Genomic DNA, 23672 nt, shown 5'->3' with positions numbered 1-23672 from the left:
CAGTGCCGGAGAGCTCGACAGAGGTGACCGCCGCAGGGATCGCACGGCTCGCGGGTGTGGGACGCGCGGCCGTCAGCAACTGGCGCCGTCGCCACGCCGACTTCCCCCGGCCGGTCGGCGGCACCGACACCAGCCCGTCCTTCTCGCTGCCCGAGATCGAACGATGGCTGCGTGACCAGGGAAAACTCGCCGAGGTCCCGCTCCGTGAGCGGGTCTGGCAGCAACTGTCCGGCCACCCGGCCGGCACCGTCACCGCGCTGATCCACGCGGGCTGCGCCCTGCTGCTCGTCCGGGACAGGCCCACCGCCTGGCTGGAGATCACCGCCGTCTCGGACACGCGGATGGCCCGTGTCCTGCCGGTCGCGCTGGACGAGGTGCTGACCGCCCGCTTCGGGCCCGAGCGCGTGGTCCACACGCCCTCCGACGCCGACCTGCTGCCCTCCGTGCCGCTCCAGCGCGCCGTTGCCGAGCTGGCCGCCGAGGCCGGCGCCCGCAAGGCGTTCGAATTCCTCTTCGTCCGTCAGCTCGACGCCAATCCCCGCCAGTACACCCTCACACCACCGAATCTGGCCGAGCTGATGACGGCACTGGCCGAGCGGAACGGGCCGGCAGGCCGCCGGACCGGGAAGCGGCCCGCCCGCGCGGTCCTCGACCCCGCAGCCGGAACGGGCGCCCTCCTGCGGGCGGTCGACGGGTCCGCGACGCTGTACGCGCAGGAGGCCGACCCCGACCTCGCCGCGCTCACCGCGCTCCGGCTCGCACTCCACTCCGAGAACGCCGCCGGCGCGGACGGGGGCGCGCTCGTCGTCCGCTCCGGCGACACCCTGCGCACCGACGCCTTCCCCCAGCTCACGGTGGACGCGGTGCTCTGCCACCCGCCCTTCAACGAACGCAACTGGGGTCACGACGAACTCGCCTACGACCCCCGCTGGGAATACGGCTTCCCCGCCCGCACCGAATCCGAACTCGCCTGGGTCCAGCACGCCCTAGCCCACCTCCGGGAGGGCGGAACCGCCGTCCTCCTGATGCCTCCGGCCGCCGCCTCCCGCCGCTCGGGCCGCAGGATCCGTGCCGATCTGCTGCGCCGCGGCGCCCTGCGTGCCGTCCTCGCGCTCCCCGCCGGTGCCGCGCCCCCGTACGGCATCCCGCTCCACCTGTGGGTGCTGCGCAAGCCCGGGGCGGGCCACCCGGCCGCACCCGAACTGCTGCTCGTCGACACCGCGGACCCCACGGACCCGAACGCGGGCCCCGCGGCGTCCGGCGGCCGCGACCGCATCGACTGGACCGCCGTCCGGAACACCGCACTCGACGCCTGGCAGGCCTTCGCGGACGAGGACGGGAAGGACCGTACGGACCGCGTCGACCGGCCCGGGACCAGCCGCGCCGTCCCCGTCATCGAACTCCTCGACGACGACGTGGACCTGGCCCCCGCCCGCCACCTGCCGCCCCCGGCCGGCGGCGGCGCGGCCGAGCTCGCCCGCGTACGGGACCGGCTGGACGACACCCTGAAGCTGACCGCCCGCCTCACCCCGCCGCCCGCCGCACCCGCCGAATCGTCCCGACGCACCCTCACCACCGTCGGCGAACTGGCCCGCGCCGGCGCCCTGCAACTGCGCACCGGCTCCGGCGGCGGCACGGCACCCGTCCTCACGGAGCACGACGTCCTCGCGGGAACAGCACCCAGCGGTACGCCGTTCAGCGGGGCGCCCACCGCGGGGGCTCCGCCGCAGGACGAGGAACCCCTCCTTTTGGAGGAGGGCGACGTCATCGTCCCCGTACTGGGCGGCGGCTCCGTCACCCGGGTCGTGGACGAGGCCACGGCCGGTGCCGCGCTCGGCCGCAACCTCCAGCTCCTGCGCCCCGATCCGGCCGCCCTCGACCCCTGGTTCCTCGCCGGGTTCCTGCGCGGTACCGCCAACAACCGGCAGGCCAGCAGCTACGCCTCCACCGCGGCCCGGCTCGACGCCCGGCGCCTCCAGCTGCCCCGACTGCCCCTCGCCGAACAGCGGGAGTACGGTGCGCAGTTCCGGGCACTCGCCGCCTTCGAGGACGCGCTGCGCACGGCGGGCCGGCTCGGCGGACAACTGGTCCAGGGGATGTACGACGGACTCACGGACGGCACCGTCGCCCCGAAGTGACGTGAAGCACAACGGTTGTGCGTATCCAGGGACCCGTTGTCGTCGTCGGTGTATACGCTCACAGCAACGTCCCACACCGCCCTTCCCTGGAGCAGCACATGCACGGCTACGGCTATCCGCCGCAGCAGCGACCGAAGCCGCGACCGTCCTCGGCGACGCTGACCGCGCTGCGCGTGCTCTTCGTGGCGCTGACGCTGATGAGCTGCGGGTTCCTGTCCTGGGCCTCCCTGCTGCGGCTGGCCACCGTCACGCGCAAGGGCCTGGACTGGACCCTGATGGTGGTGGTGATCGCACTCAACGCGGCCATGTTCGCCTTCATCATGTCCACACCGGAGAACGAGGAGGAACTGACGGACGCGCAGGCGCTCGTCTTCCTCGGCTGGCTGATCTGCACGGTGGTCGGCACGATCGCCTATTACCTGTACGCGGAGATCCGGCACTACAGCGGCCCGCAGTACGCCTATTCGGGCCCGTCGCCGTACGGGGGCCACGTACCGACGCAGGCCCCCGCGGTCACCCCCGCGACGCCCACCCCCGGTTACGGATACCCGTCCGTCCCCGTACCCCCCGCCGCTCCCACGAGCACGCCCGCCCCGACACCTGGGCCCGCCCCGGCGCCCCCGCCCGGCCCGACCTCGCCGCCCCAGCGCCTCGACCAGGTGCGCGCCGAGCTCGACGAGCTGAGCGACTACCTCCGCAAGGAGGGCGGCAGCCGGTGAACGGCCGCGTCATCGCCGGACGGTACGAACTGGCCGCGATCCTCGGCCAGGGCGGCATGGGCCAGGTCTGGACGGCGTACGACCAGCGCCTGGACCGCCGCGTCGCGGTGAAGCTGCTGCGCCCGGACCGCGTCGCCGGGCCGTCCGGGAGCGGCGCCGCCGAGGAGCTCCGCCGCCGCTTCGTCCGCGAGTGCAGGGTCACCGCGCAGGTCGACCACCCGGGCCTGGTCACCGTGCACGACGCGGGGAGCGACGACGACGACCTCTACCTCGTCATGCAGTACGTCGAGGGTGCCGACCTCGCCGACCACCTCGCCGAACACGACCCCTACCCGTGGCCCTGGGCCGTCGCGATCGCCGCCCAGCTCTGCGCCGTACTCTCCGCCGTCCACGCCGTGCCGATCGTGCACCGCGACCTCAAGCCGCGCAACGCGATGGTCAGGCCCGACGGCACCGTCGTCGTGCTCGACCTGGGCGTGGCCTCGGTCATGGACACCGACACCACCCGGCTGACCCACACCGGCTCACCCATAGGCTCCCCGGCCTACATGGCGCCCGAGCAGGCCATGGGCGGCGCCGTCGGCCCGTACACCGACCTGTACGCCCTCGGTGTCCTCCTCCACGAACTGCTCAGCGGGGACGTGCCGTTCGCAGGCTCCACCGCCCTCGGGGTGCTCCACCGCCACCTCTACGAGCCGCCGCTCCCGGTCCGCCACCTCCGGCCGGAAGTCCCCGAGGCACTCGAAGCACTCGTCCTGAGGCTGCTCGCCAAGGACCCCCAGCACCGCCCGGGCTCGGCCCAGGAGGTGTACGAGTCACTGCGCCCGCTGCTGCCCGCCGGCGGGACCCCCGCCGGGCCCCTCGACCCGACCCGCCCCTTCCTCCGGCCGCACGCCCCCTGGCCCGACCGCGCCGCGACGCCGGCGTCGGTGCCGGCCCCGGCAGCCGTCCCCTTCCCCGTGCGGCCGACCCACACTACGGGCACGCCCGAGCCGCCCCGTCCGGACGTCGCGAAGGCGGTCGACGAGGTGAAGCAGCTGCTGAGCGAGGGCCGCATCACCCAGGCCGTCGACATCCTCGGGGGCATCCTCCCGGCCGCCGCCGCCGAGCACGGGGAACACTCCCCGGTCGTCCGGATCCTGCGCAAGCAGTACGCGGCCACACTGATGGACGACGGGCAGTTCCGCCGCGCCCTGCCCGAGCTGCGCCGGCTCGCCGACGACCGCGCGGCGGAGGCCGGCCCGGCCGACACCCAGACCCTCCAGTTCCGTTACGACGCGGCGCAGTGCCTGGAGCAGCTGGGCGAGGCGGCCGCCGCCCTCGCCGAGTACCGCGCGGTCCTCCCCTACTACGAGAACACCTACAGGACACCGCCCCCGGACCGGGGCCGTGCCTTCGACATCCGGCACCGCATCGGCCACCTGCTGCTCGCCGTCGGCGACCACGCGGCCGGACGCGGACAGCTGCAGGCCCTGCTGTACGACGCGGAGCGGGCGTACGGGCCGCACCACCCTCTCCCCCTGGAGCTGCGCAGGCAGCTCACCCACCAGCAGGACGTACGCGGCGGCTGAAATCGGCCCCTCCGCCGCACCGCATCCCCAACTCCTTCCGAATCGTTGGTCGAATCAGTGGCCCCAACCCCCTCCACTGCCTAACATCGATCACCGCAAGGCTTTGTGCACTGATGCACAAACTCTCCCCGGGAGGCTCCTTTGCACCGCCGACATCGCACCGCGCTCGCCGTATCCGCCGCAACGCTCGTCGCGGCACCGCTCCTCACCGCCTGCGGCGGCGACGCCCACCCCGGTGCGGCGGCCGTGGTCGGTGGGGACCGGATCGAGGTCGCCACGGTCCAGGAACGGGCGGCGGACGTCCGCACGGCGCAGGAGGCCTCGGCGCAGTCCGCACAGCTCGTGAAGAAGTCCGGGCAGCTCAACCGGGCCAAGCTGCACAGCCTGATCTTCGAACGGGTCCTGGACCGTGCCGCGAAGGACGCCGGGGTCGATGTCAGCCGCAAGGAGGTCCAGCAGGTCCGCAGTGCCGCCGCGGCGCAGTCCGGCGGCGACAAGGGCCTGCGGGCCGTGATGCTGGAGCAGCGCTGGGTCGCCCCCGGCCAGATCGAGGACGACCTGCGCAAGGAGGTCCAGCTCCCGAAGCTGGCACAGGCGCTCGGCGCCGACCTGCAGACCCCGGCCGGTCAGCAGGCCGTCGGCGAGGCGCTCACCAAGGCCTCGAAGGCGCTGGACATCGACGTCAACCCGCGCTACGGCACCTGGGACGACCAGAAGGTCCAGCTCAGCACCTTCAAGGCCCCGTGGATCACCCAGGTCACCACCTTCCCGGCGCAGGAGCCCGAAGCGGGCGCCTGACCGGGGCCGGGCACCCCGGGATCCGGTCGCGGTAGGTTCGGGGCGTGAACGCTGAAGCCCCCGGCCGTATCGTCCTGCTCACCGCCAGCCACCGGGTCGCGCCCGGTCTGCTGTCCTGGCCCGCCTGGCAGACGCTGCGCGCCGCCGACCGGGTGCTGTGCGCCGAGCCGGACCATCCGCAACTGCCTTACCTGAGCGAGGCGGACGTCACCGTCGAGCACACCGCACCCTCGGCGGAGCAGCTCGTGGACGACTGCGCGGGCGGCCGGACCGTCGTGGTCCTGGTGGGCGGCGAGGGCAACCAGCCGCTCACCGACGGACTGGCCAGGCTGGGTGGTTCGGGCCGGGTGCGGATGCCGGACCTGGAACTGCTGCCCGGTTCCTACGACCTGCCGGGCGCCCGGCTGCTGGACCTGGTCCAGGTCATGGACCGCCTCAGGCTGGAATGCCCGTGGGCCTCGCAGAAGACGCACAAGGGCCTCGCGAAGTACGCCATCGAGGAGGCGTACGAGCTGGTGGAGGCGATCGAGGACGGTGACCGCGGGGAACTGCGCGAGGAGCTCGGGGACGTCCTGCTCCAGGTCGTCTTCCACGCCCGGATCGCGCAGGAGGACCCGGACGAGCCGTTCTCGGTCGACGACGTCGCGGCCACGATCGTGGAGAAGCTGATCCACCGCCACCCGCACGTGTTCGGCGACGCGACCGCCGAGACCCCGGAGGACGTCCACGCGCACTGGCTCCGTACGAAGGCGATCGAGAAGCAGCGCGACTCGGTCACCGAAGGGGTGCCGCTGGGACAGCCCGGCCTCGCCCTTGCGGCGAAGCTCGGCAGCCGGGCCCGTCACGCCGGCCTCGACGTCGCGCTTCCCACGGGCGACTCCATCGGATACCAGCTGCTCGCCCTGGCCGTACGCGCCGAGCAGGACGGCACCGACCCGGAGGCCGCCCTGCGGGCCGCCGCCCGCACCTACCGGGACGCGATCCGGGCGGCGGAGGGCCACGCTCCCGCTGCGGATAACGTCGAGGGGTGAACGACAGCCCCGCCGACACCCCCGCCGAAACCCCCGCGCCCGACGCACCCCGGCCCACGCCGGACACGCCTGGGCCGGACGCGCTCGCCGCCCCCGACACCCCGGCGCCCGACAACCCGGCCCCCGGCACCTCGGCGACCGGCACCCCCGGGCCGGAACTCTTCACCTGGGAGTTCGCCACCGACCCGTATCCCGCGTACGCCTGGCTCCGCGAGCACAGCCCGGTACACCGCACCGCGCTGCCCAGCGGCGTCGAGGCCTGGCTCGTGACCAGGTACGCGGACGCCAGACAGGCCCTCGCCGACACCCGGCTCTCCAAGAACCCGGCACACCACGCCGGGTCGGCGAACGCCAAGGGCAAGACGGGCATCCCGGGGGAGCGCAAGGCGGAGCTGATGACGCACCTGCTGAACATCGACCCGCCGGACCACACCAGGCTGCGCCGGCTCGTCTCCAAGGCGTTCACCCCGCGCCGGGTCGCGGAGTTCGCACCGCGCGTGCAGGAGCTGACGGACCGCCTCATCGACACCTTCGTCGAGAAGGGGGAGGCGGACCTCATCCACGACTTCGCCTTCCCGCTCCCCATCTACGCGATCTGCGACCTGCTTGGGGTGCCCCCGGAGGACCAGGACGACTTCCGGGACTGGGCCGGGATGATGATCCGGCACGGCGGCGGGCCGCGCGGCGGCGTGGCCAGGTCGGTCAAGAAGATGCGCGGCTACCTCGCCGAACTCATCCACCGCAAAAGGGAGAATCCCGGCGACGACCTGATCTCCGGGCTCATCCGGACGAGCGACCACGGCGAACACCTCACCGAGAACGAGGCCGCCGCGATGGCGTTCATCCTTCTCTTCGCCGGCTTCGAGACCACGGTCAACCTCATCGGCAACGGAACGTACGCCCTGCTGCGCAACCCGGAACAGCGGATGCGGCTGGAACGCTCACTGGCGGCGGGCGAGACGGACCTGCTGGCCACAGGCCTCGAGGAACTGCTGCGCTACGACGGCCCGGTGGAGCTGGCGACCTGGCGCTACGCCACCGAACCCGTCACCCTGGGCGGACAGCGCATCGCGGCCGGAGACCCCGTCCTCGTCGTGCTGGCCGCCGCCGACCGTGATCCGGAACGGTTCCGCGACGCGGACACGCTGGACCTCGCGCGGAGTGACAATCAGCACCTCGGATACGGGCACGGCATCCATTACTGCCTGGGGGCACCGCTGGCCCGGCTGGAGGGGCAGGCGGCGTTGGCCACACTGCTGCGTCGGCTCCCCGACCTGCGGCTCGCCGCGGAACCTGCCGATTTGCGATGGCGGGGCGGGCTCATCATGCGCGGACTGCGGACACTTCCGGTGCGGTTCGAGCCCGGACACCAGGTCCGAAAAAAATGACACTCTGTCAACTCTGTGACTTTCACGTGATCTCCGCTGCATCGACTTGTGACACACGTTCGAGTACGGCTAGGTTCACCGTTCGACTCACCCGTCACACGTCAGTCACACGGAAGGCAATCCCATGGGCTCCGCGAATGGCAGACACCGCCGCCCTCGTCAGGCACCCGCCATCGTCGTCGCCGCGGGCGTGACGGGATCGGCCATCGCCATCCCGTTGCTCGGTGCGACCGGCGCGCACGCCGCCGACGCCTCGACCTGGGACCGGGTCGCCGAGTGCGAGAGCGGTGGCATGTGGAGCGCCGACCTCGGCAACGGCCACTACGGCGGCCTGCAGTTCTCGCAGGACGACTGGTCGGCCTACGGCGGCACGGCCTACGCGGCCCGTGCCGACCTCGCGAGCCGTTCGCAGCAGATATCGGTCGCGGAGAAGGTGCTGGACGACAAGGGCCCGCAGGCGTGGCCCAGCTGCGCGGTGATCTCCGGACTCGCGCTGGACGGCACACTGCCCGGCGTCGACCCGGGCGGTGAGCCGTCCGCCGACCCCACGGACACGGCCACCCCGTCGGGCGCACCCTCGGTCGAAACGCCGGACAAGAGGGCCGGGGCGGACGAAGCGGACAGGACGGGCAGCAACGGCAACAACGGCAAGACGGACAAGGCCGACGAAGAAGGCAAGTCCGAGTCGTCGTCGTCGCCTTCCGCCACCCCGTCCCCCGAAGCCTCCGAGGCGTCCGGCGACTCGAAGGGCAGTGGCGAGACGAGTGGGAAGCACCGCGGTACACCGGCCCCCGATGCGGGCACCGGGACGGACCTGGAGGACGGGCGCGAGTCCGGACGGCACGCCTCGCGCGGCGACTCCGGGGCCCGCGAAGGCGCGGAGACGGGCGCGGACGGAACGTACACCGTCCGCGAGGGCGACAACCTCTGGTCGATCGCGGACGCGCGGGAGCTGCCCGGTGGATGGCCCGCGCTCTACGCGGCCAACAAGGTGGAGCTGGGCTCCGACCCGGATCTGATCCTGCCCGGCCAGAGTCTCGACCTGGGCCTCCAGGCGGACGCGGAGGATGCCGGGAAGGACGCGCGGACCCCCGCGGAGACCACGGTCGGCAACTGATCAAAAGCGGGAAAACGCCCCAAAATCAGGGGTAGTTCAGAGGCCTATGTCCACTTATGTGTAAGTGAGACATGGGTCTCTTTGCTTGAACTGGCGCGCCTCGTCCGCCCGCTCGGCCCGCATCGCCTCCGACCTGCGGAAACGACCTCGCTCCCTGAGGCGGTAAGTGCTGATTGCCAGTTATGTCCATCTTTGAATGTAGGCGTTGCGTGTGTTTACGGTCTGAACTGCTCGCACCGCGGGCACCTTCGACCGTCACGCCGAATCCTGCCGTCGGCCGAAGGGGACAGACGCGTAAAGCGCCGTAGGCAGGAGCGGGGGACCCAGGTAAGTGCCGGACCCGGCCGTCGGAAGACGGGCGAGGACCGGCTCGGGGTGAAGTCGCCTTTCAGTACGGGCGACCGGGCAACTCACAGGCCCGAACCCGACAGCTCACCTCGTAGGCGTCGGTGAGGAGAACCATGCTGCTTTCGCGCAAGGGCAAGCACCGTCGCCCGTCCAAGGCCGTCCGTATCGCCACCCTGGCCGGCGTCACCGGCGCGGCCGTGGCCGTTCCGCTGATGGGTGCCACCGGTGCCTCCGCCGCCTCCGTCGCCACGTGGGACGCCGTCGCGCAGTGCGAGTCCGGTGGCAACTGGTCCATCAACACCGGCAACGGCTACTACGGCGGCCTGCAGTTCTCGCAGTCCAGCTGGGCTGCCGCCGGCGGCACCCAGTACGCCTCCCGTGCCGACCTGGCCACCAAGGGCCAGCAGATAGCCACCGCGGAGAAGCTCCTCGACCTGCAGGGCCCGGGCGCCTGGGCCTGCGCCGGTGCCGGTGGCCTGACGAACGACGGTGTGGACCCGGGCGTCGACACCGGCTCCGCGCAGAGCGAGGCCGAGCCGAAGGCGGCGGCCCAGCCGGAGCGCAAGGCCGAGCAGCCCGCCAGCCGCAGCGAGACGCGCACGGCCCCCGAGGCCGAGAAGACCGTCACCACCCCGACCGGCGACAAGGTCGAGAAGGGTGACGGCGAGTACAAGGTGAAGGCCGGCGACACCCTCAGCACGATCGCCGGGGCGAAGGACGTCAAGGGCGGCTGGCAGAAGCTGTTCGACCTGAACGACGACATCGTCGAGGACGCCGACCTGATCTTCCCGGGTCAGCAGCTCCACCTGAAGTAGCAGCCGGGTCCCTCCTCCCGGCGGTGCTCCCCGGCCCGGCGCGCTCACCCCAGTGCGCGCCGGGCCGGGGCCTTTTCGGGGGCGTCCGTGAAGGGGACCGTTCAACTGTTGTAGTTACCAGTCAGTAAATTTCTGAGCTTTGCCCGTAATGCGGTCCCTTGGGTCCTTTTTCGTCCCAGGGGACGGGCGGTCGGCCGACGCGGCGGGCCGGGCCGGTTAGGCTCGTGTCGCAAGGCCACAGTGACCCTGCACAACCAGTGTCATATCCCAGAAGGAGATGCCTCGTGCCGTCCATCGACGTCGTCGTAGCCAGGGAAATCCTCGACTCCCGGGGCAACCCCACGGTCGAGGTCGAGGTTGGCCTCGACGACGGCAGCACGGGACGTGCTGCCGTTCCGTCCGGTGCCTCCACCGGTGCGTTCGAGGCCATCGAGCTTCGCGACGGTGACCCCAACCGTTACCACGGCAAGGGTGTCGAGAAGGCCGTCCTCGCCGTGATCGAGCAGATCGGCCCGGAGCTCGTCGGTTACGACGCCACCGAGCAGCGCCTCATCGACCAGGCGATGTTCGACCTCGACGCGACCGAGAACAAGGGCTCGCTCGGCGCCAACGCCATCCTCGGTGTCTCGCTGGCCGTGGCCCACGCCGCGTCCGAGGCCTCGGACCTCCCGCTGTTCCGCTACCTCGGCGGCCCGAACGCGCACCTGCTGCCCGTTCCGATGATGAACATCCTGAACGGCGGCTCGCACGCCGACTCCAACGTGGACATCCAGGAGTTCATGATCGCGCCGATCGGCGCCGAGTCCTTCTCCGAGGCCCTGCGCTGGGGTGCGGAGATCTACCACACGCTGAAGAAGGTCCTGAAGACCAAGGGCCTGTCCACCGGTCTCGGCGACGAGGGCGGCTTCGCCCCGAACCTCGAGTCCAACCGTGCCGCCCTGGACCTCATCATCGAGGCCATCAAGGAGGCCGGTTACGTCCCGGGCCGTGACATCGGTCTGGCGCTCGACGTCGCCGCGTCCGAGTTCTACAAGGACGGCGTCTACGAGTTCGAGGGCAAGTCCCGCTCGGCCGCCGAGATGACCGAGTACTACGAGGAGCTCGTCTCCGCGTACCCGCTGGTCTCCATCGAGGACCCGCTGTACGAGGACGACTGGGCCGGCTGGAAGGTCATCACCGACAAGCTCGGCGCCAAGGTGCAGATCGTCGGCGACGACCTCTTCGTCACCAACCCCGAGCGCCTCGCCCGCGGTATCGAGGAGGGCTCGGCCAACGCCCTGCTCGTCAAGGTCAACCAGATCGGTTCGCTGACCGAGACCCTGGACGCCGTCGAGCTCGCCCAGCGCAACGGCTTCAAGTGCATGATGTCCCACCGCTCCGGTGAGACCGAGGACGTCACCATCGCCGACCTCGCCGTCGCCGTGAACTGTGGTCAGATCAAGACCGGCGCCCCGGCCCGCTCGGACCGTGTCGCCAAGTACAACCAGCTGCTGCGCATCGAGGAGATCCTCGACGACGCCGCGGTGTACGCGGGCCGTTCGGCGTTCCCGCGGTTCCGCTTCGAGGGCTGACAGCCCGACAGCAGGAGCTGAGCCCCTCTTCGGGCACCAGCCTCCGTCCGTCCCCGCACCCGGTCCCGTACCGTGTGCGGGGACGGACGTGCGTAACGGGGAGGCGTGAGAGATGGCCGGGAAGGATCGTGACCGGTTCTCCACCACGACCAGGCTGCGGCTGCTCGGTGAGCAGACGGCGGCCCGCGTCTACCGGTCCCAGAACCGCCGTCAGGCCCGGCGCTCCCGGCTCACCGGCCGGGCCGCGTTCCTGGCGCTGATCGTCTGTTCCCTGGTGGTCGCCCTCGCCTACCCGATGCGGCAGTACATCTCCCAGCGCGACCAGATCGCGGATCAGGAGAGGCTCTCGCGGGAGGCGCACGAGCGGACGGAGGAGCTGCGCGACGAGAAGGCGCGTCTCCAGGACGACGCGTACATCCGCCGGCTCGCCCGTCAGCATCTGCACTACGTCATGCCCGGGGAGACCGGTTACACGGTGATCGACCCGGACGCGGCGGAGGTCCGCCGCGGGGAACCGGGTGCGACCGGCAGGCCCTGGCACTCGAACCTCTGGGACGGCGTCGACAGCGCGGACCGGGAATGACTCCGGCGCCGCCCCCGTACGCGCACCGATACATACAGACCGACCGATGACATTCAAGGCAGGCATGGACACGCCCCCTCCGCAGACCGAATCCACCACGCCCACCGAGGCGGACATCGCCGCGTTCGAGCAGCAGCTCGGCCGGCCGCCGCGCGGACTGCGCGCCATCGCGCACCGCTGCCCCTGCGGCAGTCCGGACGTGGTCGAGACACAGCCCCGCCTGGAGGACGGTACGCCGTTCCCGACGACGTACTACCTGACGTGCCCGCGTGCCGCGTCCGCGATCGGCACGCTGGAGGCCAACGGGGTCATGAGGGAGATGACCGAGCGCCTCACGACGGACCCGGAGCTGGCCGCCGCCTATCGCGCGGCCCACGAGGACTACCTCGCGCGCCGTGACGCCATCGAGGTCCTGGAGGGCTTCCCGAGCGCGGGCGGCATGCCGGACCGGGTGAAGTGCCTGCACGTCCTGGTCGGCCACTCGCTGGCCGCCGGTCCCGGGGTGAACCCGCTGGGGGACGAGGCGATCGCGATGCTGCCCGAGTGGTGGGCGAAGGGGCCCTGCGTCTCGCCGTGCGGCACCGAAGAGGCCTGACCTCACGCCGCCCGGTAACCACGACCACAGGAGCACCATGACCCGCGTTGCCGCCATCGACTGCGGTACCAACTCCATCCGTCTGCTCGTCGCCGACGTGGACCCCGCCACCGGGCACTTCGCCGAGCTCGACCGCCGGATGCGGATCGTCCGGCTCGGCCAGGGCGTCGACCGCACCGGACGACTGGCGCCCGAGGCGCTGGAGCGCACCTTCGACGCCTGCCGGGAGTTCGCGGCCGCGATCGGGGAACTCGGTGCGGAGAAGGTGCGGTTCGTCGCCACCTCCGCCTCCCGTGACGCGGAGAACAGCGACATGTTCGTCCGGGGCGTCCTGGACATCCTGGGCGTCGAGCCCGAGGTCGTCAGCGGCGACCAGGAGGCTCAGCTCTCCTTCGACGGGGCGACCAAGGAGCTGGTCGGCAGCGACCACCTGGACAAGCCCTACCTGGTCGTGGACATCGGAGGCGGCTCCACGGAGTTCGTCGTCGGCGACGACGAGGTCCGTGCGGCCCGGTCCGTGGACATCGGCTGTGTCCGTATGACCGAGCGTCATCTCGTCCGGGGCGGGGCCGTCGTGGACCCGCCGACGCCCGAGGGGATCGCCGCGATCCGTGCGGACATCGGCGCCGCGCTGGACCTGGCGGAGGAGACCGTGCCGATCGCCGACGCGGCCACGCTCGTCGGGCTGGCGGGCACGGTGACCACGGTCGCCGCGATCGCGCTCGGGCTGGAGGAGTACGACTCCGAGGCGATCCACCACTCCCGCGTCTCCCTGGAGCAGGTCCGGGAGATCACCGGGCGGCTGCTGGCCTCGACGCACGAGCAGCGTGCGGGGATCCCGGCGATGCACCCGGGCCGGGTCGATGTGATCACCTCCGGGGCGCTCGTCCTGCTCGCGGTGATGGAACGGACCGGGGCCGCGGAGGTCGTCGTCAGCGAGCACGACATCCTCGATGGGATCGCCTGGTCAGCAGCTTGATCACAGTGCGGCCGAAGGGGCCGTGAGATCACGCTCAAACGCACTCCGGCCTGCACTTTTGAGCTGCTCATGACCGTCGGAGGCCCCCGTGGAGGGGGCTTTCGCGGTCACCCGCGACGAACTTCGTGAACTTCTTCACAAGGAATTCGGTCCTGCTGGGTGAAGTTCGGTCCCCGAGGGGCCCCGGGGCCCGCCCGGTGGGCCGTGCGGCGGGGGTGCGGGGGCGTTTCGGGAGTGTGGCCGCGGGGTGTCGTGGACCGGTGGTCCGCCCGCTCCGGCGGCACAAGGGCCAGCTCACAAGCGGTGAACAACGTTCGCCGGTATGCCGTGGTTCCCCTCCGGCATCATGACCTCGGTCACGCGGGCGGCGAAGTGTAGCAGAGGGGGGCGCATACCTTGTGAAGGGGCTCACGAGCATGCCCCCCGAGGGGGGTGGATACTCGATGGCATGAGCACCACGGAGCGTCCCAGGATCCTCGTTGTAGGCGGTGGGTACGTAGGCCTGTACGCAGCTCGTCGCATTCTGAAGAAGATGCGGTACGGGGAGGCGACCGTCACGGTCGTCGACCCTCGCTCGTACATGACGTACCAGCCCTTCCTTCCCGAAGCTGCTGCCGGCAGCATCTCGCCTCGGCATGTCGTCGTCCCGCTGCGACGCGTGCTGCCCAAGGCTGAGGTTCTCACCGGCCGAGTCACGACCATCGATCAGGACCGCAAGGTCGCCACGGTCGCGCCGCTCGTCGGCGAGGCCTACGAGCTGCCCTTCGACTACCTGGTCATCGCGATGGGCGCGGTCTCCCGTACCTTCCCGATCCCCGGCCTCGCCGAGCAGGGCATCGGCATGAAGGGCATCGAGGAGTCCATCGGCCTGCGCAACCACGTCCTCGAGCAGCTGGACAAGGCTGACTCGACGACCGACGAGGACGTCCGCCGCAAGGCGCTGACGTTCGTCTTCGTGGGCGGCGGCTTCGCCGGCGCGGAGACCATCGGCGAGGTCGAGGACATGGCGCGCGACGCGGCCAAGTACTACACCAGCGTGAAGCGCGAGGACATGCGCTTCATCCTGGTCGACGCCGCCGACAAGATCCTTCCCGAGGTCGGCCCGAAGCTGGGCGCGTACGGCAAGGAGCACCTGGAGAGCCGCGGAGTGGAGATCTACCTCTCCACCTCGATGGACTCCTGCGTCGACGGTCACGTCGTGCTGAAGAACGGCCTGGAGGTCGACTCCAGCACGATCGTGTGGACGGCCGGCGTGAAGCCGAACCCGGCCCTGGCCCGTTTCGGTCTGCCGCTCGGCCCGCGTGGTCACGTCGACACGTCCGAGAAGCTCCAGGTGCAGGGCACCGACTACATCTGGGCCGCGGGCGACAACGCCCAGGTCCCGGACCTGGTCGGCCGCAAGGCCGGCAACCCGAACGCCTGGTGCCCGCCGAACGCCCAGCACGCGCTGCGTCAGGCCAAGGTCCTCGGCGACAACGTCATCTCCGGCATGCGGGGCTTCCCGCAGAAGGAGTACAGCCACGCCAACAAGGGCGCGGTCGCCGGTCTGGGCCTGCACAAGGGCGTCGCGATGATCGTCGTGGGCAAGGTGAAGATCAAGCTCAAGGGCCGTCTCGCCTGGTACATGCACCGTGGCTACCACGGCATGGCGATGCCGACCTGGAACCGCAAGATCCGGATCTTCGCCGACTGGACGCTGGCGATGTTCCTCAAGCGCGAGGTCGTCTCGCTCGGCGCCATGGAGACTCCGCGCGAGGAGTTCTACGAGGCCGCCAAGCCGAACCCGGCTCCGGTCGCGGCCAAGTCCGAGGGCGAGAAGGCCAAGGCCTCCTAGCTCCACCCGTACGTCACCGAAGGGGTCGTCCGCCATCCGTGGTGCGGACGGCCCCTTCGGCGTGCTCAGGCGCGGCGGTGCGGTGCGGGTGGCGCGGGCCGTGAAGTGCATGGATGGTGCAGGTATTTTGCCGTTCCGTTGCGAGTGGGCGGGATGGCCCGCGGACCGGGCGGCGTTGACGCAGGTGTACCTCGCCGCGGCCCCGAGGTGTCGCGGCCTGGTTTGAGCATGTGTATGCGAATTTGGGCATGTTCGGGAAACACCACCACGGAGGTGTGCGCCATGGCAGACGCCGCATCGCGGCTGACCGCTCTCGCCGAAGAGTTGCTGGGAGAACCCCTACCGGTCCGGATCCGGGCCTGGGACGGCAGTGAATCCGGGCCCCCGGGTGCGCCCGTCCTCGTCCTGCGTCACCGCCGCGCCCTGCGCCGCGTGCTGTGGAAGCCGGGCGAACTGGGCCTGGCCCGCGCCTGGGTGGCCGGTGAGATCGACGTCGACGGCGACCTCTACGAGGCCCTGAACCACCTGGCCTCCCTGCTCTGGGAGCGCGGCGCCGACGCGAAGGACTCCGTGCACCCGGTCCGCGACCCGAAGGTACGCGCCTTCGCCCGCGGCCTCGTCCAGCTGGCGGGTCCCTGGCCCCCGCCGGCCCCGCCCGCCGAGGAGGTCCGCCGCCGCTCCGGCGCGCTGCACACCAAGCGCAGCGACAAGGAGGCCATCAGCCATCACTACGACGTGGGCAACGACTTCTACGAACTGGTCCTCGGCCCGTCCATGGTCTACTCCTGCGCCTACTGGCAGGACGGCGGGACCCTGGAGGACGCCCAGCGCGACAAGCTCGACCTCGTCTGCCGCAAGCTCGCCCTCAAGGAGGGGGACCGGCTGCTCGACGTCGGCTGCGGCTGGGGCTCCATGGCCATCCACGCCGCCCGCGAGTACGGCGCCCGCGTCACCGGGGTGACCCTCTCCACCGAACAGGCGGCCTTCGCCCGCAAGCGCATCGCCGAGGAGGGTCTCACCGACCGGATCGAGATCCGGGTCCAGGACTACCGGGACGTCCGTGACGGCCCGTACGACGCCATCTCCTCGATCGGCATGGCCGAGCACGTCGGCTCGGTCCGCTTCCGTGAGTACGCCGACGACCTCTACGCCCTCCTCAGGCCCGGCGGCCGGCTGCTCAACCACCAGATCGCCCGCCGACCCGAGAAGGACGAGTCGGCCTACCGTGTCGACGGGTTCATCGACGCGTACGTCTTCCCCGACGGCGAACTCGCCCCGGTGGGCCGCACGGTCGCCACCCTGGAGGAGGCCGGCTTCGAGGCCCGCGACGTCGAGGCGATCCGGGAGCACTACGCCCTGACCCTGCGGCAGTGGGTGGCCAATCTGGAGAAGCACTGGACGCAGGCGGTCCGGGCCACCTCGCCCGGACGCGCCAGGGTCTGGCGGCTCTACATGGCCGCGTCGGCGCTCTCCTTCGAGCACAACAGGATCGGGGTCAACCAGGTCCTGGCGGTACGTCCGCGGGAGGGCGGCCCCGCCGGGCTGCCGCTGCGGTCCCGCGCGTGGACGGAATCGGGCTGACCCACGCGAAGGGGCCGGTGTCCGCGACGCGGACACCGGCCCCTTCGGCAACTGCGGCCGTTACTCGGTCTTGATGGCCGTCAGCATGTTCAGCTTCGCGCCGCTGCGGGCCGGCCAGAGCGCGGCCAGCACACCCACGAGCCCCGCGAGCGCCAGGAAGAGCGCGAGCCGGTCCCACGGGATGACCAGGGCGTACTGCGGAATGGAGGAGGCGAGGCTCTGGCCGATCGCCCAGCCCAGGAACATCCCCAGGCCGATGCCGACCAACGCTCCGAAGAGCGAGATGACCACGGCCTCCAGGCGGATCATGCGCTTCACCTTCGACCGGTCCAGCCCGATGGCACGCAGCATGCCGATCTCCTGCTGGCGCTCGAAGACCGACATGGCCAGGGTGTTGACGACTCCCAGCACCGCGATGATCAGAGCCATCGCGAGCAGCCCGTACATGAGGTTCATGGCCAGGTTGACCGTGCCGCCGAACATGTCGCGGATGCCCTGGCGGTCCATGACGCTCACCGCGGGGTTGTCACCCAGCGCGTCCACCACGGCCTGCTCGTTGGCCGCCGTCTGGCCGCCTTCCATGGTCAGCCAGACCTCGCTGATGTTCGCGAGACCCACGTGCGGGTCGACGACGTCGGTCGCGATCAGGACCGGCTGGACGAACTCGTTGCCCTCGTAGAGCGCGCCGACCTTCAGGGTCTCCTTCATGTCGTCCTCGAACGTCACCGGCACACTGTCGCCGGTCTTCCAGCCGTTCGACTTCGCGGTCTTCACGTCGACGGCGATCTCGCCGTCGGCCAGCGAGCCCAGCGAGCCGGAGACGGTCTTCAGCGCGAAGACCTTCTCGATGTCGCCGGGGGTGACCCCGGAGGCCGAGAGGTCCGCGTCCCCGACCTGGAGCCAGGCGTACTGCTGGGGCGAGACCGCCGCGACGCCGTCGGCCTTCTCCAGGGCCGTGAGCGCCGAGGCGTCGAGCGGTTCACCGCTCGCCATGGTCACCATGTAGTCGGCCCTGATGTGGTCGGTCGTCATACGGTCGACCGCCTGGCCGAGCGTGACGCCGAGCACCGAGATACCCGTGACCAGGGTGAGCCCGATCGCCAGCGCGGAGGCTGTGGCCCCGGTGCGGCGCGGGTTGCGTACGGCGTTCTGCGCGGCCAGCTTGCCGGACACGCCGAACAGCCTGGCCAGCAGCGGGCGGACGAGTGCGATCACGGGGCGCGACAGCAGGGGGATGAGCACGATGATGCCGATCAGCGCCAGGAAGGCGCCGGCCGCGATGAGCGTCCTGTTGCCCGAACCGGCCACCGCTCCGGCGACGATCGCCACGGAACCGAGCAGGGTGATGACCCCGCCGATCGAATTGCGCACCACCAGGGACCGGGTCGTGGCCACCGCGTGGACACTGCTCATGGCAGCCACCGGCGGAATCTTCGCGGCCCGTCGTGCGGGCAGCCAGGCGGCCAGCACGGTGACCAGCACACCGACACCGAACGCGGCGGCGACCGCTGTCGGAGTGATGATCATCGGACCTGCCGGGATCTTCCCGCCGAACATGCCGACCGCGGAACGCAGGCCCACGGCGAGGCCGAGTCCGAGCACGAAGCCGATCACCGAGGCGACGGCACCCACCACACCCGCTTCGAGCAGCACGGCCCGCTTGACCTGACGGCGTGAGGCGCCGACGGCACGCATCAGGGCCAGTTCCCTGGTTCGCTGGGCGACGAGCATCGTGAACGTGTTGGCGATCAGGAAGATGCCCACGAAGAGGGCGATGCCCGCGAAGCTGAGCAGCAGCTGGTTGATGTTCTTCAGGCCGGCCTCGGTCTGCTCGGCCTCCTCGTCCGCGAGTACGGCACCGGTCTGTGCCTGGGCGTCCTTCGGCAGCATGGGCTTCACGGCGTCCAGGAGCTGCCGGTCGGAGGTGCCGGCCGCGGCGGTCACGGTGACGTCCTTGAACTCGCCGGGCCGCAGGTAGAGCCGCTGGGCGACCGCGGTGTCGAAGAGGACCAGGCTGCCGCCCGCGTTCACCGCGCCGTCCTCGGTGGTGAAGACACCGGAGAGGGTGTACTCCTTCACCGGCCCGTTCGTGGCGACCCGCACCGGGTCGCCCACGCGGTACCGGCCCTTGCCCGCGGTCTCCTTGTCGAGGGCGACCTGGCCGGCCTCGGCCGGTCCGGCACCGTCGGTGAACGTGTACTGCTCGTCCTCGCCGTTCGTGCCTACGGAGAAGTTGGCACCGGTGTTGGACCAGCCGTTACCGATGAGCTTGCCGTCCGGGTCGGCCACACCGGCGAAGCCGGAGACCCGTCCGGTCGCCTCCGCCACGCCGTCCAGACCCTGGATCTTCTTCAGGGTGGCGGCGTCGACGGCGGCCGTCTCGTCGTCCCCGCGCTCGGCGTAGGTGGTGACGGCGACGGCGATCTTGTCGTAGCTCTTGGCGGACTGGTTGCGGAAGGCGTTGCCGAGGGTGTCGGTGAAGACCAGGGTGCCGGAGACGAAGGCGACGCCGAGCATCACGGCGAGCACGGTCATCAGCAGTCTGGCCTTGTGCGCAAGGATGTTGCGCACGGCGGTACGGAACATGTCGTCAATTCCTGGGGAGTTCGGAGGGCGGGAGGAGGGCGGCAGCCGTCGTGTCAGCTGGTGCGGCCCTTCGCCTCGAACGCCTTCATCCGGTCGAGGACCCCGTCCGCGGTGGGGTGCATCATCTGGTCGACGACCGCGCCGTCGGCGAGGAAGATCACGCGGTCCGCGTAGGAGGCGGCCACCGGGTCGTGGGTCACCATCACCACGGTCTGGCCGAGCTCACGCACCGAGTTGCGCAGGAAGCCGAGGACCTCCGCGCCGGAGCGGGAGTCGAGGTTCCCGGTCGGCTCGTCACCGAAGATGATCTCCGGCTGGGACGCCAGGGCGCGGGCCACCGCGACGCGCTGCTGCTGGCCACCGGAGAGCTCCGTCGGGCGGTGCTTCAGCCGGTCCGAGAGGCCCACCATGTCGATGACCTTCTGCAGCCACGCGGCGTCCGGCTTACGGCCGGCGATGTCCATCGGCAGGGTGATGTTCTCCAGCGCGGTCAGGGTCGGCAGCAGGTTGAAGGCCTGGAAGATGAAGCCGATCTTGTCCCGGCGCAGCTGCGTGAGCTGCTTGTCCTTCAGCGTCCCGAGCTCCGTGTCACCGATGCGCACGGAACCGCTGCTGAAGCTGTCGAGGCCGGCCACGCAGTGCATCAGCGTGGACTTCCCGGAGCCCGACGGCCCCATGATCGCGGTGAACTCGCCCCGGGGGAAGTCCACGGTCACCCGGTCCAGGGCGACGACCTGGGTCTCACCCTGGCCGTAGACCTTCGACAGCTCCGTGGCGCGGGCGGCGACCGCGGTGGTGCGGTGAACGGTGGTGGTGGTCACAGGGGGACTCCTGGTTCGGAAAGGCGGTGCGGACGGTTCGGGCTCCGTTGGGGAACCTCTCCATCGTCTCGGCCGTTTCCCATGGAGACGTCAGCCCCCGTGACCGTTCCGAAGGCCCTCTTGAGTCGCACCGGCCGGGCCGCCGCGTACTCCTCGGGTATGACACCGACCCTGAGGGGGTCCTTCCTCAGCGGGGCGGCGCGGTGGATCCGCGGGGGACCAGACGGGCCGCGGCGTCCTCGAATCCCGGTGCCGAGCCGTCGGCCACCATCGCCAGCAGGGTGCGGGCCGCATGGGTTCCGTACGCCGGGATGTCGCGGCTCAGCGCGGTCAGCGGCGGGCGGACGACCCGGGACAGCTGGGAGTCGTCCCAGGCCACGAGCGACAGGTCGGCGGGCACGTCCAGGCCCATCTCCTGGGCGACCGAGAGCCCGGCGACGGCCATGATGTCGTTGTCGTAGATGACGGCGGTGGGCCGCGCCGCCAGGCTGATCAGCCGTCGCGTCGCGTGCGCGCCCTCGTCCCCGGAGTAGTCCGTGTGCACCACCACGGGCTCGTCCAGGCCCAGTTCCGCGCTGATCTCACGCTGGGCGCGGTCCCGCAGCCGGGTGTGCGTCAGCTCGGGCAGTCCGGCGACCCGGGCCACGGAACGGTGTCCGAGCGCGGCCAGATACGTCAGGGTGTCCCGCAGTGCCGCGGAGTCGTCCGACCACACCGGGGTGAGGGTGCCGGCCGCCGAGGGGTGGCCGATCACCACGGCCGGCATCTCCAGCTCGGCGACGCCCTCGATGCGCGGGTCCGGGGAGCGCACATCGGCGACGAAGACCCCGTCCACCCGGCCCTCGCCCCACCACCGGCGGTAGATCTCCAGCTCCTGTGCGGGGTCGGTGACGACCTGGAGGAGCAGGGCACAGCCGCGCGCGGACAGCTCGGTCTCGATGCCGCTGATCAGCTCCATGAAGAACGGCTCCACCCCGAGCATCCGGGCCGGCCGGGACAGCGCGAGGCCCACGGTGTCGGCGCGGGCGCGGGTCAGGGCGCGGGCCGCGCTGTTGGGCCGCCAGCCGATCTCCTGGGCGATGGCCTTGATGGAGGCGCGGGTCGCGGGGGAGACCCCGGGCCGGTCGTTCAGCGCGTACGACACCGCGACCTTGGAGACCCCGGCCCGGCGCGCGATGTCGGCGATCGTGGGGCGGTGCTTGGACATACGACCTCGCTTAACCGGTTCGTTGTAAGGGCGCATCCTAGCCGCAGGTCGCTGACCTCCGTCTTCCCCGGTGCGGTCCAGACCGCTCCGTCAAAGCCCGCAGAAACTCGGATGGGAGCGCTCCCGCTCTCTTGACACCACTTCGGGGTCCCCATACCTTCACGGCACTTACCCGGTTCAGTAACTCCGCTCGGCAGGGACGGCGCGGGGGAAAAGGAGGGGCTATGGGTACGCGTACCCGGCTGCGGGTCACCACCGCACTCGCCGTGTTCACGCTCGCGGCGACCGGATGCACGGGAGGCGGCTCGGGGGCGGGCGGCGGCGGCCCGGTCGGCAAGGGCGGCTCGCTGCCGCGCGGCGAGACGCTCTACACGACCGGCACCCAGTGGGGGCCTCCGGCCAACTACAACCCGCTGCGCAACTGGGACCACGCGACCGGCACCAAGGGCCTGGTCTACGAGACGCTGTTCCACTTCGACCCCGCCGAGGGCGAGCTGAAGCCCTGGCTCGCGGAGTCCGGCAGCTGGACCGGCGACAAGACGTACGACGTGAAGCTGCGCCCGGGCATCACCTGGGCCGACGGCAAGCCGCTCACCGCCGAGGACGTGGCGTACTCCTACGGGCTCGGCAAGATCGAGGCCTCGGCCTTCCACTCGCTGTGGAGCTGGCTGTCCGACGCGAAGGCGGTGGACGCGACGACCGTCCGCTTCACCTTCAAGGAGGCCCGCTACCAGGAGTGGGACTACACCCTCTTCGGCCAGCCGGTCGTGCCGGAACACATCTGGAGCTCGCGCACCGACGAGGACATCCTCAACGGCGTCAACGACAAGCCCGTCGGCACCGGCGCGTACAAGCTGAAGAGCAAGACCCAGGACCGGGTCGTCTGGGAGCGGCGCGACGACTGGTGGGGCACGAAGGCGCTGAGCATGACGCCCGCCCCGCGTTACATCGTCGACGTCTCCAACCCGAGCAACGAGGTGGTCATCGGCCAGCTGGGCCAGGGCCAGCTGGACCTCAGCAACAACTTCCTGCCCGGCGCCTCCTCACTGATCAAGAGCAAGAAGGTCGTGTCGTACTACGACGAGGCCCCGTACATGCTCTCCGCCAACACCGCCTGGCTGGTGCCCAACACCACCAAGAAGCCGATGGACGACGCGGCCTTCCGCAGGGCGCTCGCCTCGTCCGTCGACACCGGGAAGATCGTCAAGGGTGTGTACGGCGAGCTGGTGAAGCCGGCCTCCCCGACCGGTCTGCTGCCCCAGTGGGAGCAGTTCGACGACAAGGCGCTGATCGCCGAGAAGGGCTTCACCCACGACGCCGCCGCGGCGAAGAAGGAGCTCGCGGACGCAGGCTACAAGGACAAGGACGGGGACGGCTTCGTCGAGAACAAGGACGGCTCCGCACTCAGCCTGAAGCTGGCCGTGCCCTCCGGCTGGACCGACTGGATGGAGGCGGCCAAGGTCATCGCCGCCGGCGCCAAGGACGCGGGCATCAGGATCAGCACCGAGTTCCCCGACCAGAACGCGCTCAACGAGCAGCGCGGCAAGGGCGACTTCGACCTGGTCATCAACAACGAGCGCCAGTTGTCCAACACCCCCTGGACGTACTACGAGTACATGTTCCAGATGCCGGTCCAGAAGCAGCAGAACACGGTGAACTTCGGGCGGTACGAGAACGCGGAGGCCTGGAAGCTGGTCCAGGAGCTCGGCGGGGTCAGGACCGACGACACCGCGGGCATGAAGGCCGCCGTCTCCAAGATCCAGGACATCCAGCTCACCGAGATGCCCATCATCCCGCTCTGGTACAACGGCCTCTGGTCGCAGTCCACCACAGGGACCTGGAAGAACTGGCCGTCGGACGCCGCCGGAGCGCCGAAGAGCGCACCGGCCCTGTGGCGCAACTGGCTGGAGATGGGCGGCTTCGAGACGCTCACCCAGCTGAAGCCCGCCAAGTGACACGGCAGTTCTGACCCGCTGACCGCCCCGCCGTG

17 protein-coding genes, 1 pseudogene and 1 riboswitch are annotated in these 23672 nt (G+C 70.8%); of the genes and pseudogenes, 15 read left to right on the top strand and 3 right to left on the bottom strand.

Annotation, left to right across the window (positions count from 1 at the left end):
* Nucleotides 1–2: 2 nt before the first annotated feature.
* The 14 genes and pseudogenes from ACFWVP_RS13710 (at nucleotide 3) to ACFWVP_RS13645 (ending at nucleotide 17068) form a co-directional block, all read left to right on the top strand.
* Nucleotides 3–2138, top strand: coding sequence for an N-6 DNA methylase (locus ACFWVP_RS13710; RefSeq protein ID WP_384496341.1), 2136 nt, complete (start codon nucleotides 3–5; stop codon nucleotides 2136–2138).
* A gap of 98 nt (nucleotides 2139–2236) precedes the next feature.
* Nucleotides 2237–2857: a hypothetical protein gene (locus ACFWVP_RS13705; protein WP_384496339.1), complete on the top strand. Its 621-nt coding sequence runs from the start codon at nucleotides 2237–2239 to the stop codon at nucleotides 2855–2857.
* On the top strand, nucleotides 2854–4428 hold the full coding sequence (locus tag ACFWVP_RS13700; RefSeq protein ID WP_384496337.1) for a protein kinase: 1575 nt from the start codon (nucleotides 2854–2856) through the stop codon (nucleotides 4426–4428). Before ACFWVP_RS13705 ends, ACFWVP_RS13700 begins: the two co-directional genes overlap by 4 nt.
* Before the next feature lie 141 nt (nucleotides 4429–4569).
* Nucleotides 4570–5226: a SurA N-terminal domain-containing protein gene (locus ACFWVP_RS13695; protein ID WP_384496335.1), complete on the top strand. Its 657-nt coding sequence runs from the start codon at nucleotides 4570–4572 to the stop codon at nucleotides 5224–5226.
* Between the two features lie 44 nt (nucleotides 5227–5270).
* Nucleotides 5271–6257 carry a nucleoside triphosphate pyrophosphohydrolase gene (locus ACFWVP_RS13690; protein WP_384496333.1) on the top strand — a complete coding sequence of 329 codons (987 nt, stop codon included), beginning with the start codon at nucleotides 5271–5273 and terminating at the stop codon, nucleotides 6255–6257.
* Nucleotides 6254–7664: pseudogene (locus tag ACFWVP_RS13685) on the top strand (cytochrome P450). Before ACFWVP_RS13690 ends, ACFWVP_RS13685 begins: the two are co-directional and overlap by 4 nt.
* Before the next feature lie 105 nt (nucleotides 7665–7769).
* Complete coding sequence (locus tag ACFWVP_RS13680; protein ID WP_384496332.1) at nucleotides 7770–8762, top strand: transglycosylase family protein; 993 nt, start codon at nucleotides 7770–7772, stop codon at nucleotides 8760–8762.
* A gap of 290 nt (nucleotides 8763–9052) precedes the next feature.
* Nucleotides 9053–9223: riboswitch (cyclic di-AMP (ydaO/yuaA leader) on the top strand.
* Nucleotides 9224–9925 carry a transglycosylase family protein gene (locus tag ACFWVP_RS13675; RefSeq protein WP_384496331.1) on the top strand — a complete coding sequence of 234 codons (702 nt, stop codon included), beginning with the start codon at nucleotides 9224–9226 and terminating at the stop codon, nucleotides 9923–9925.
* A gap of 284 nt (nucleotides 9926–10209) precedes the next feature.
* Nucleotides 10210–11496 carry a phosphopyruvate hydratase gene (gene eno / locus ACFWVP_RS13670; RefSeq protein ID WP_384496330.1) on the top strand — a complete coding sequence of 429 codons (1287 nt, stop codon included), beginning with the start codon at nucleotides 10210–10212 and terminating at the stop codon, nucleotides 11494–11496.
* Nucleotides 11497–11608: 112 nt separating this feature from the next.
* Nucleotides 11609–12079, top strand: coding sequence for a septum formation initiator family protein (locus ACFWVP_RS13665; RefSeq protein WP_384496328.1), 471 nt, complete (start codon nucleotides 11609–11611; stop codon nucleotides 12077–12079).
* Nucleotides 12080–12143: 64 nt separating this feature from the next.
* Entirely contained in the window at nucleotides 12144–12674 is a 531-nt protein-coding gene (locus ACFWVP_RS13660) for a DUF501 domain-containing protein (protein WP_384496537.1), read from the top strand.
* Nucleotides 12675–12711: 37 nt separating this feature from the next.
* Nucleotides 12712–13653: an exopolyphosphatase gene (locus tag ACFWVP_RS13655; RefSeq protein WP_384496327.1), complete on the top strand. Its 942-nt coding sequence runs from the start codon at nucleotides 12712–12714 to the stop codon at nucleotides 13651–13653.
* A 448-nt stretch (nucleotides 13654–14101) separates the two neighbouring features.
* The gene (locus ACFWVP_RS13650; protein ID WP_384496326.1) at nucleotides 14102–15487 is read left to right on the top strand and encodes an NAD(P)/FAD-dependent oxidoreductase; all 1386 of its coding nucleotides are present in this window, start codon (nucleotides 14102–14104) and stop codon (nucleotides 15485–15487) included.
* Nucleotides 15488–15769: 282 nt separating this feature from the next.
* Nucleotides 15770–17068 carry a class I SAM-dependent methyltransferase gene (locus ACFWVP_RS13645; RefSeq protein ID WP_384496324.1) on the top strand — a complete coding sequence of 433 codons (1299 nt, stop codon included), beginning with the start codon at nucleotides 15770–15772 and terminating at the stop codon, nucleotides 17066–17068.
* A 60-nt stretch (nucleotides 17069–17128) separates the two neighbouring features.
* On the opposite strand, the gene ACFWVP_RS13640 is transcribed toward ACFWVP_RS13645, so the two are convergent.
* The 3 genes from ACFWVP_RS13640 to ACFWVP_RS13630 all read right to left on the bottom strand — a co-directional run bounded on the left by ACFWVP_RS13640 (nucleotide 17129) and on the right by ACFWVP_RS13630 (nucleotide 21682).
* Complete coding sequence (locus ACFWVP_RS13640) at nucleotides 17129–19654, bottom strand: ABC transporter permease (protein ID WP_384496322.1); 2526 nt, start codon at nucleotides 19652–19654, stop codon at nucleotides 17129–17131.
* A gap of 53 nt (nucleotides 19655–19707) precedes the next feature.
* A complete protein-coding gene (locus tag ACFWVP_RS13635) occupies nucleotides 19708–20475 on the bottom strand; it encodes an ABC transporter ATP-binding protein (RefSeq protein WP_384496320.1) in 768 nt (255 codons plus the stop codon).
* 187 nt (nucleotides 20476–20662) lie between these two features.
* A complete protein-coding gene (locus ACFWVP_RS13630; RefSeq protein WP_384496319.1) occupies nucleotides 20663–21682 on the bottom strand; it encodes a LacI family DNA-binding transcriptional regulator in 1020 nt (339 codons plus the stop codon).
* A 224-nt stretch (nucleotides 21683–21906) separates the two neighbouring features.
* Here ACFWVP_RS13630 and ACFWVP_RS13625 point away from each other — a divergent pair, with 224 nt between their 5' ends.
* The gene (locus ACFWVP_RS13625) at nucleotides 21907–23637 is read left to right on the top strand and encodes an ABC transporter substrate-binding protein (RefSeq protein WP_384496317.1); all 1731 of its coding nucleotides are present in this window, start codon (nucleotides 21907–21909) and stop codon (nucleotides 23635–23637) included.
* Nucleotides 23638–23672: the final 35 nt, after the last annotated feature.

Origin of the sequence: Streptomyces sp. NPDC058637 (genome assembly GCF_042717325.1) — a bacterium.
GTDB lineage: Bacteria > Actinomycetota > Actinomycetes > Streptomycetales > Streptomycetaceae > Streptomyces.
Note: the sequence above shows the minus strand (reverse complement) of the source record. Positions and strands in the feature narration are given on the sequence as shown.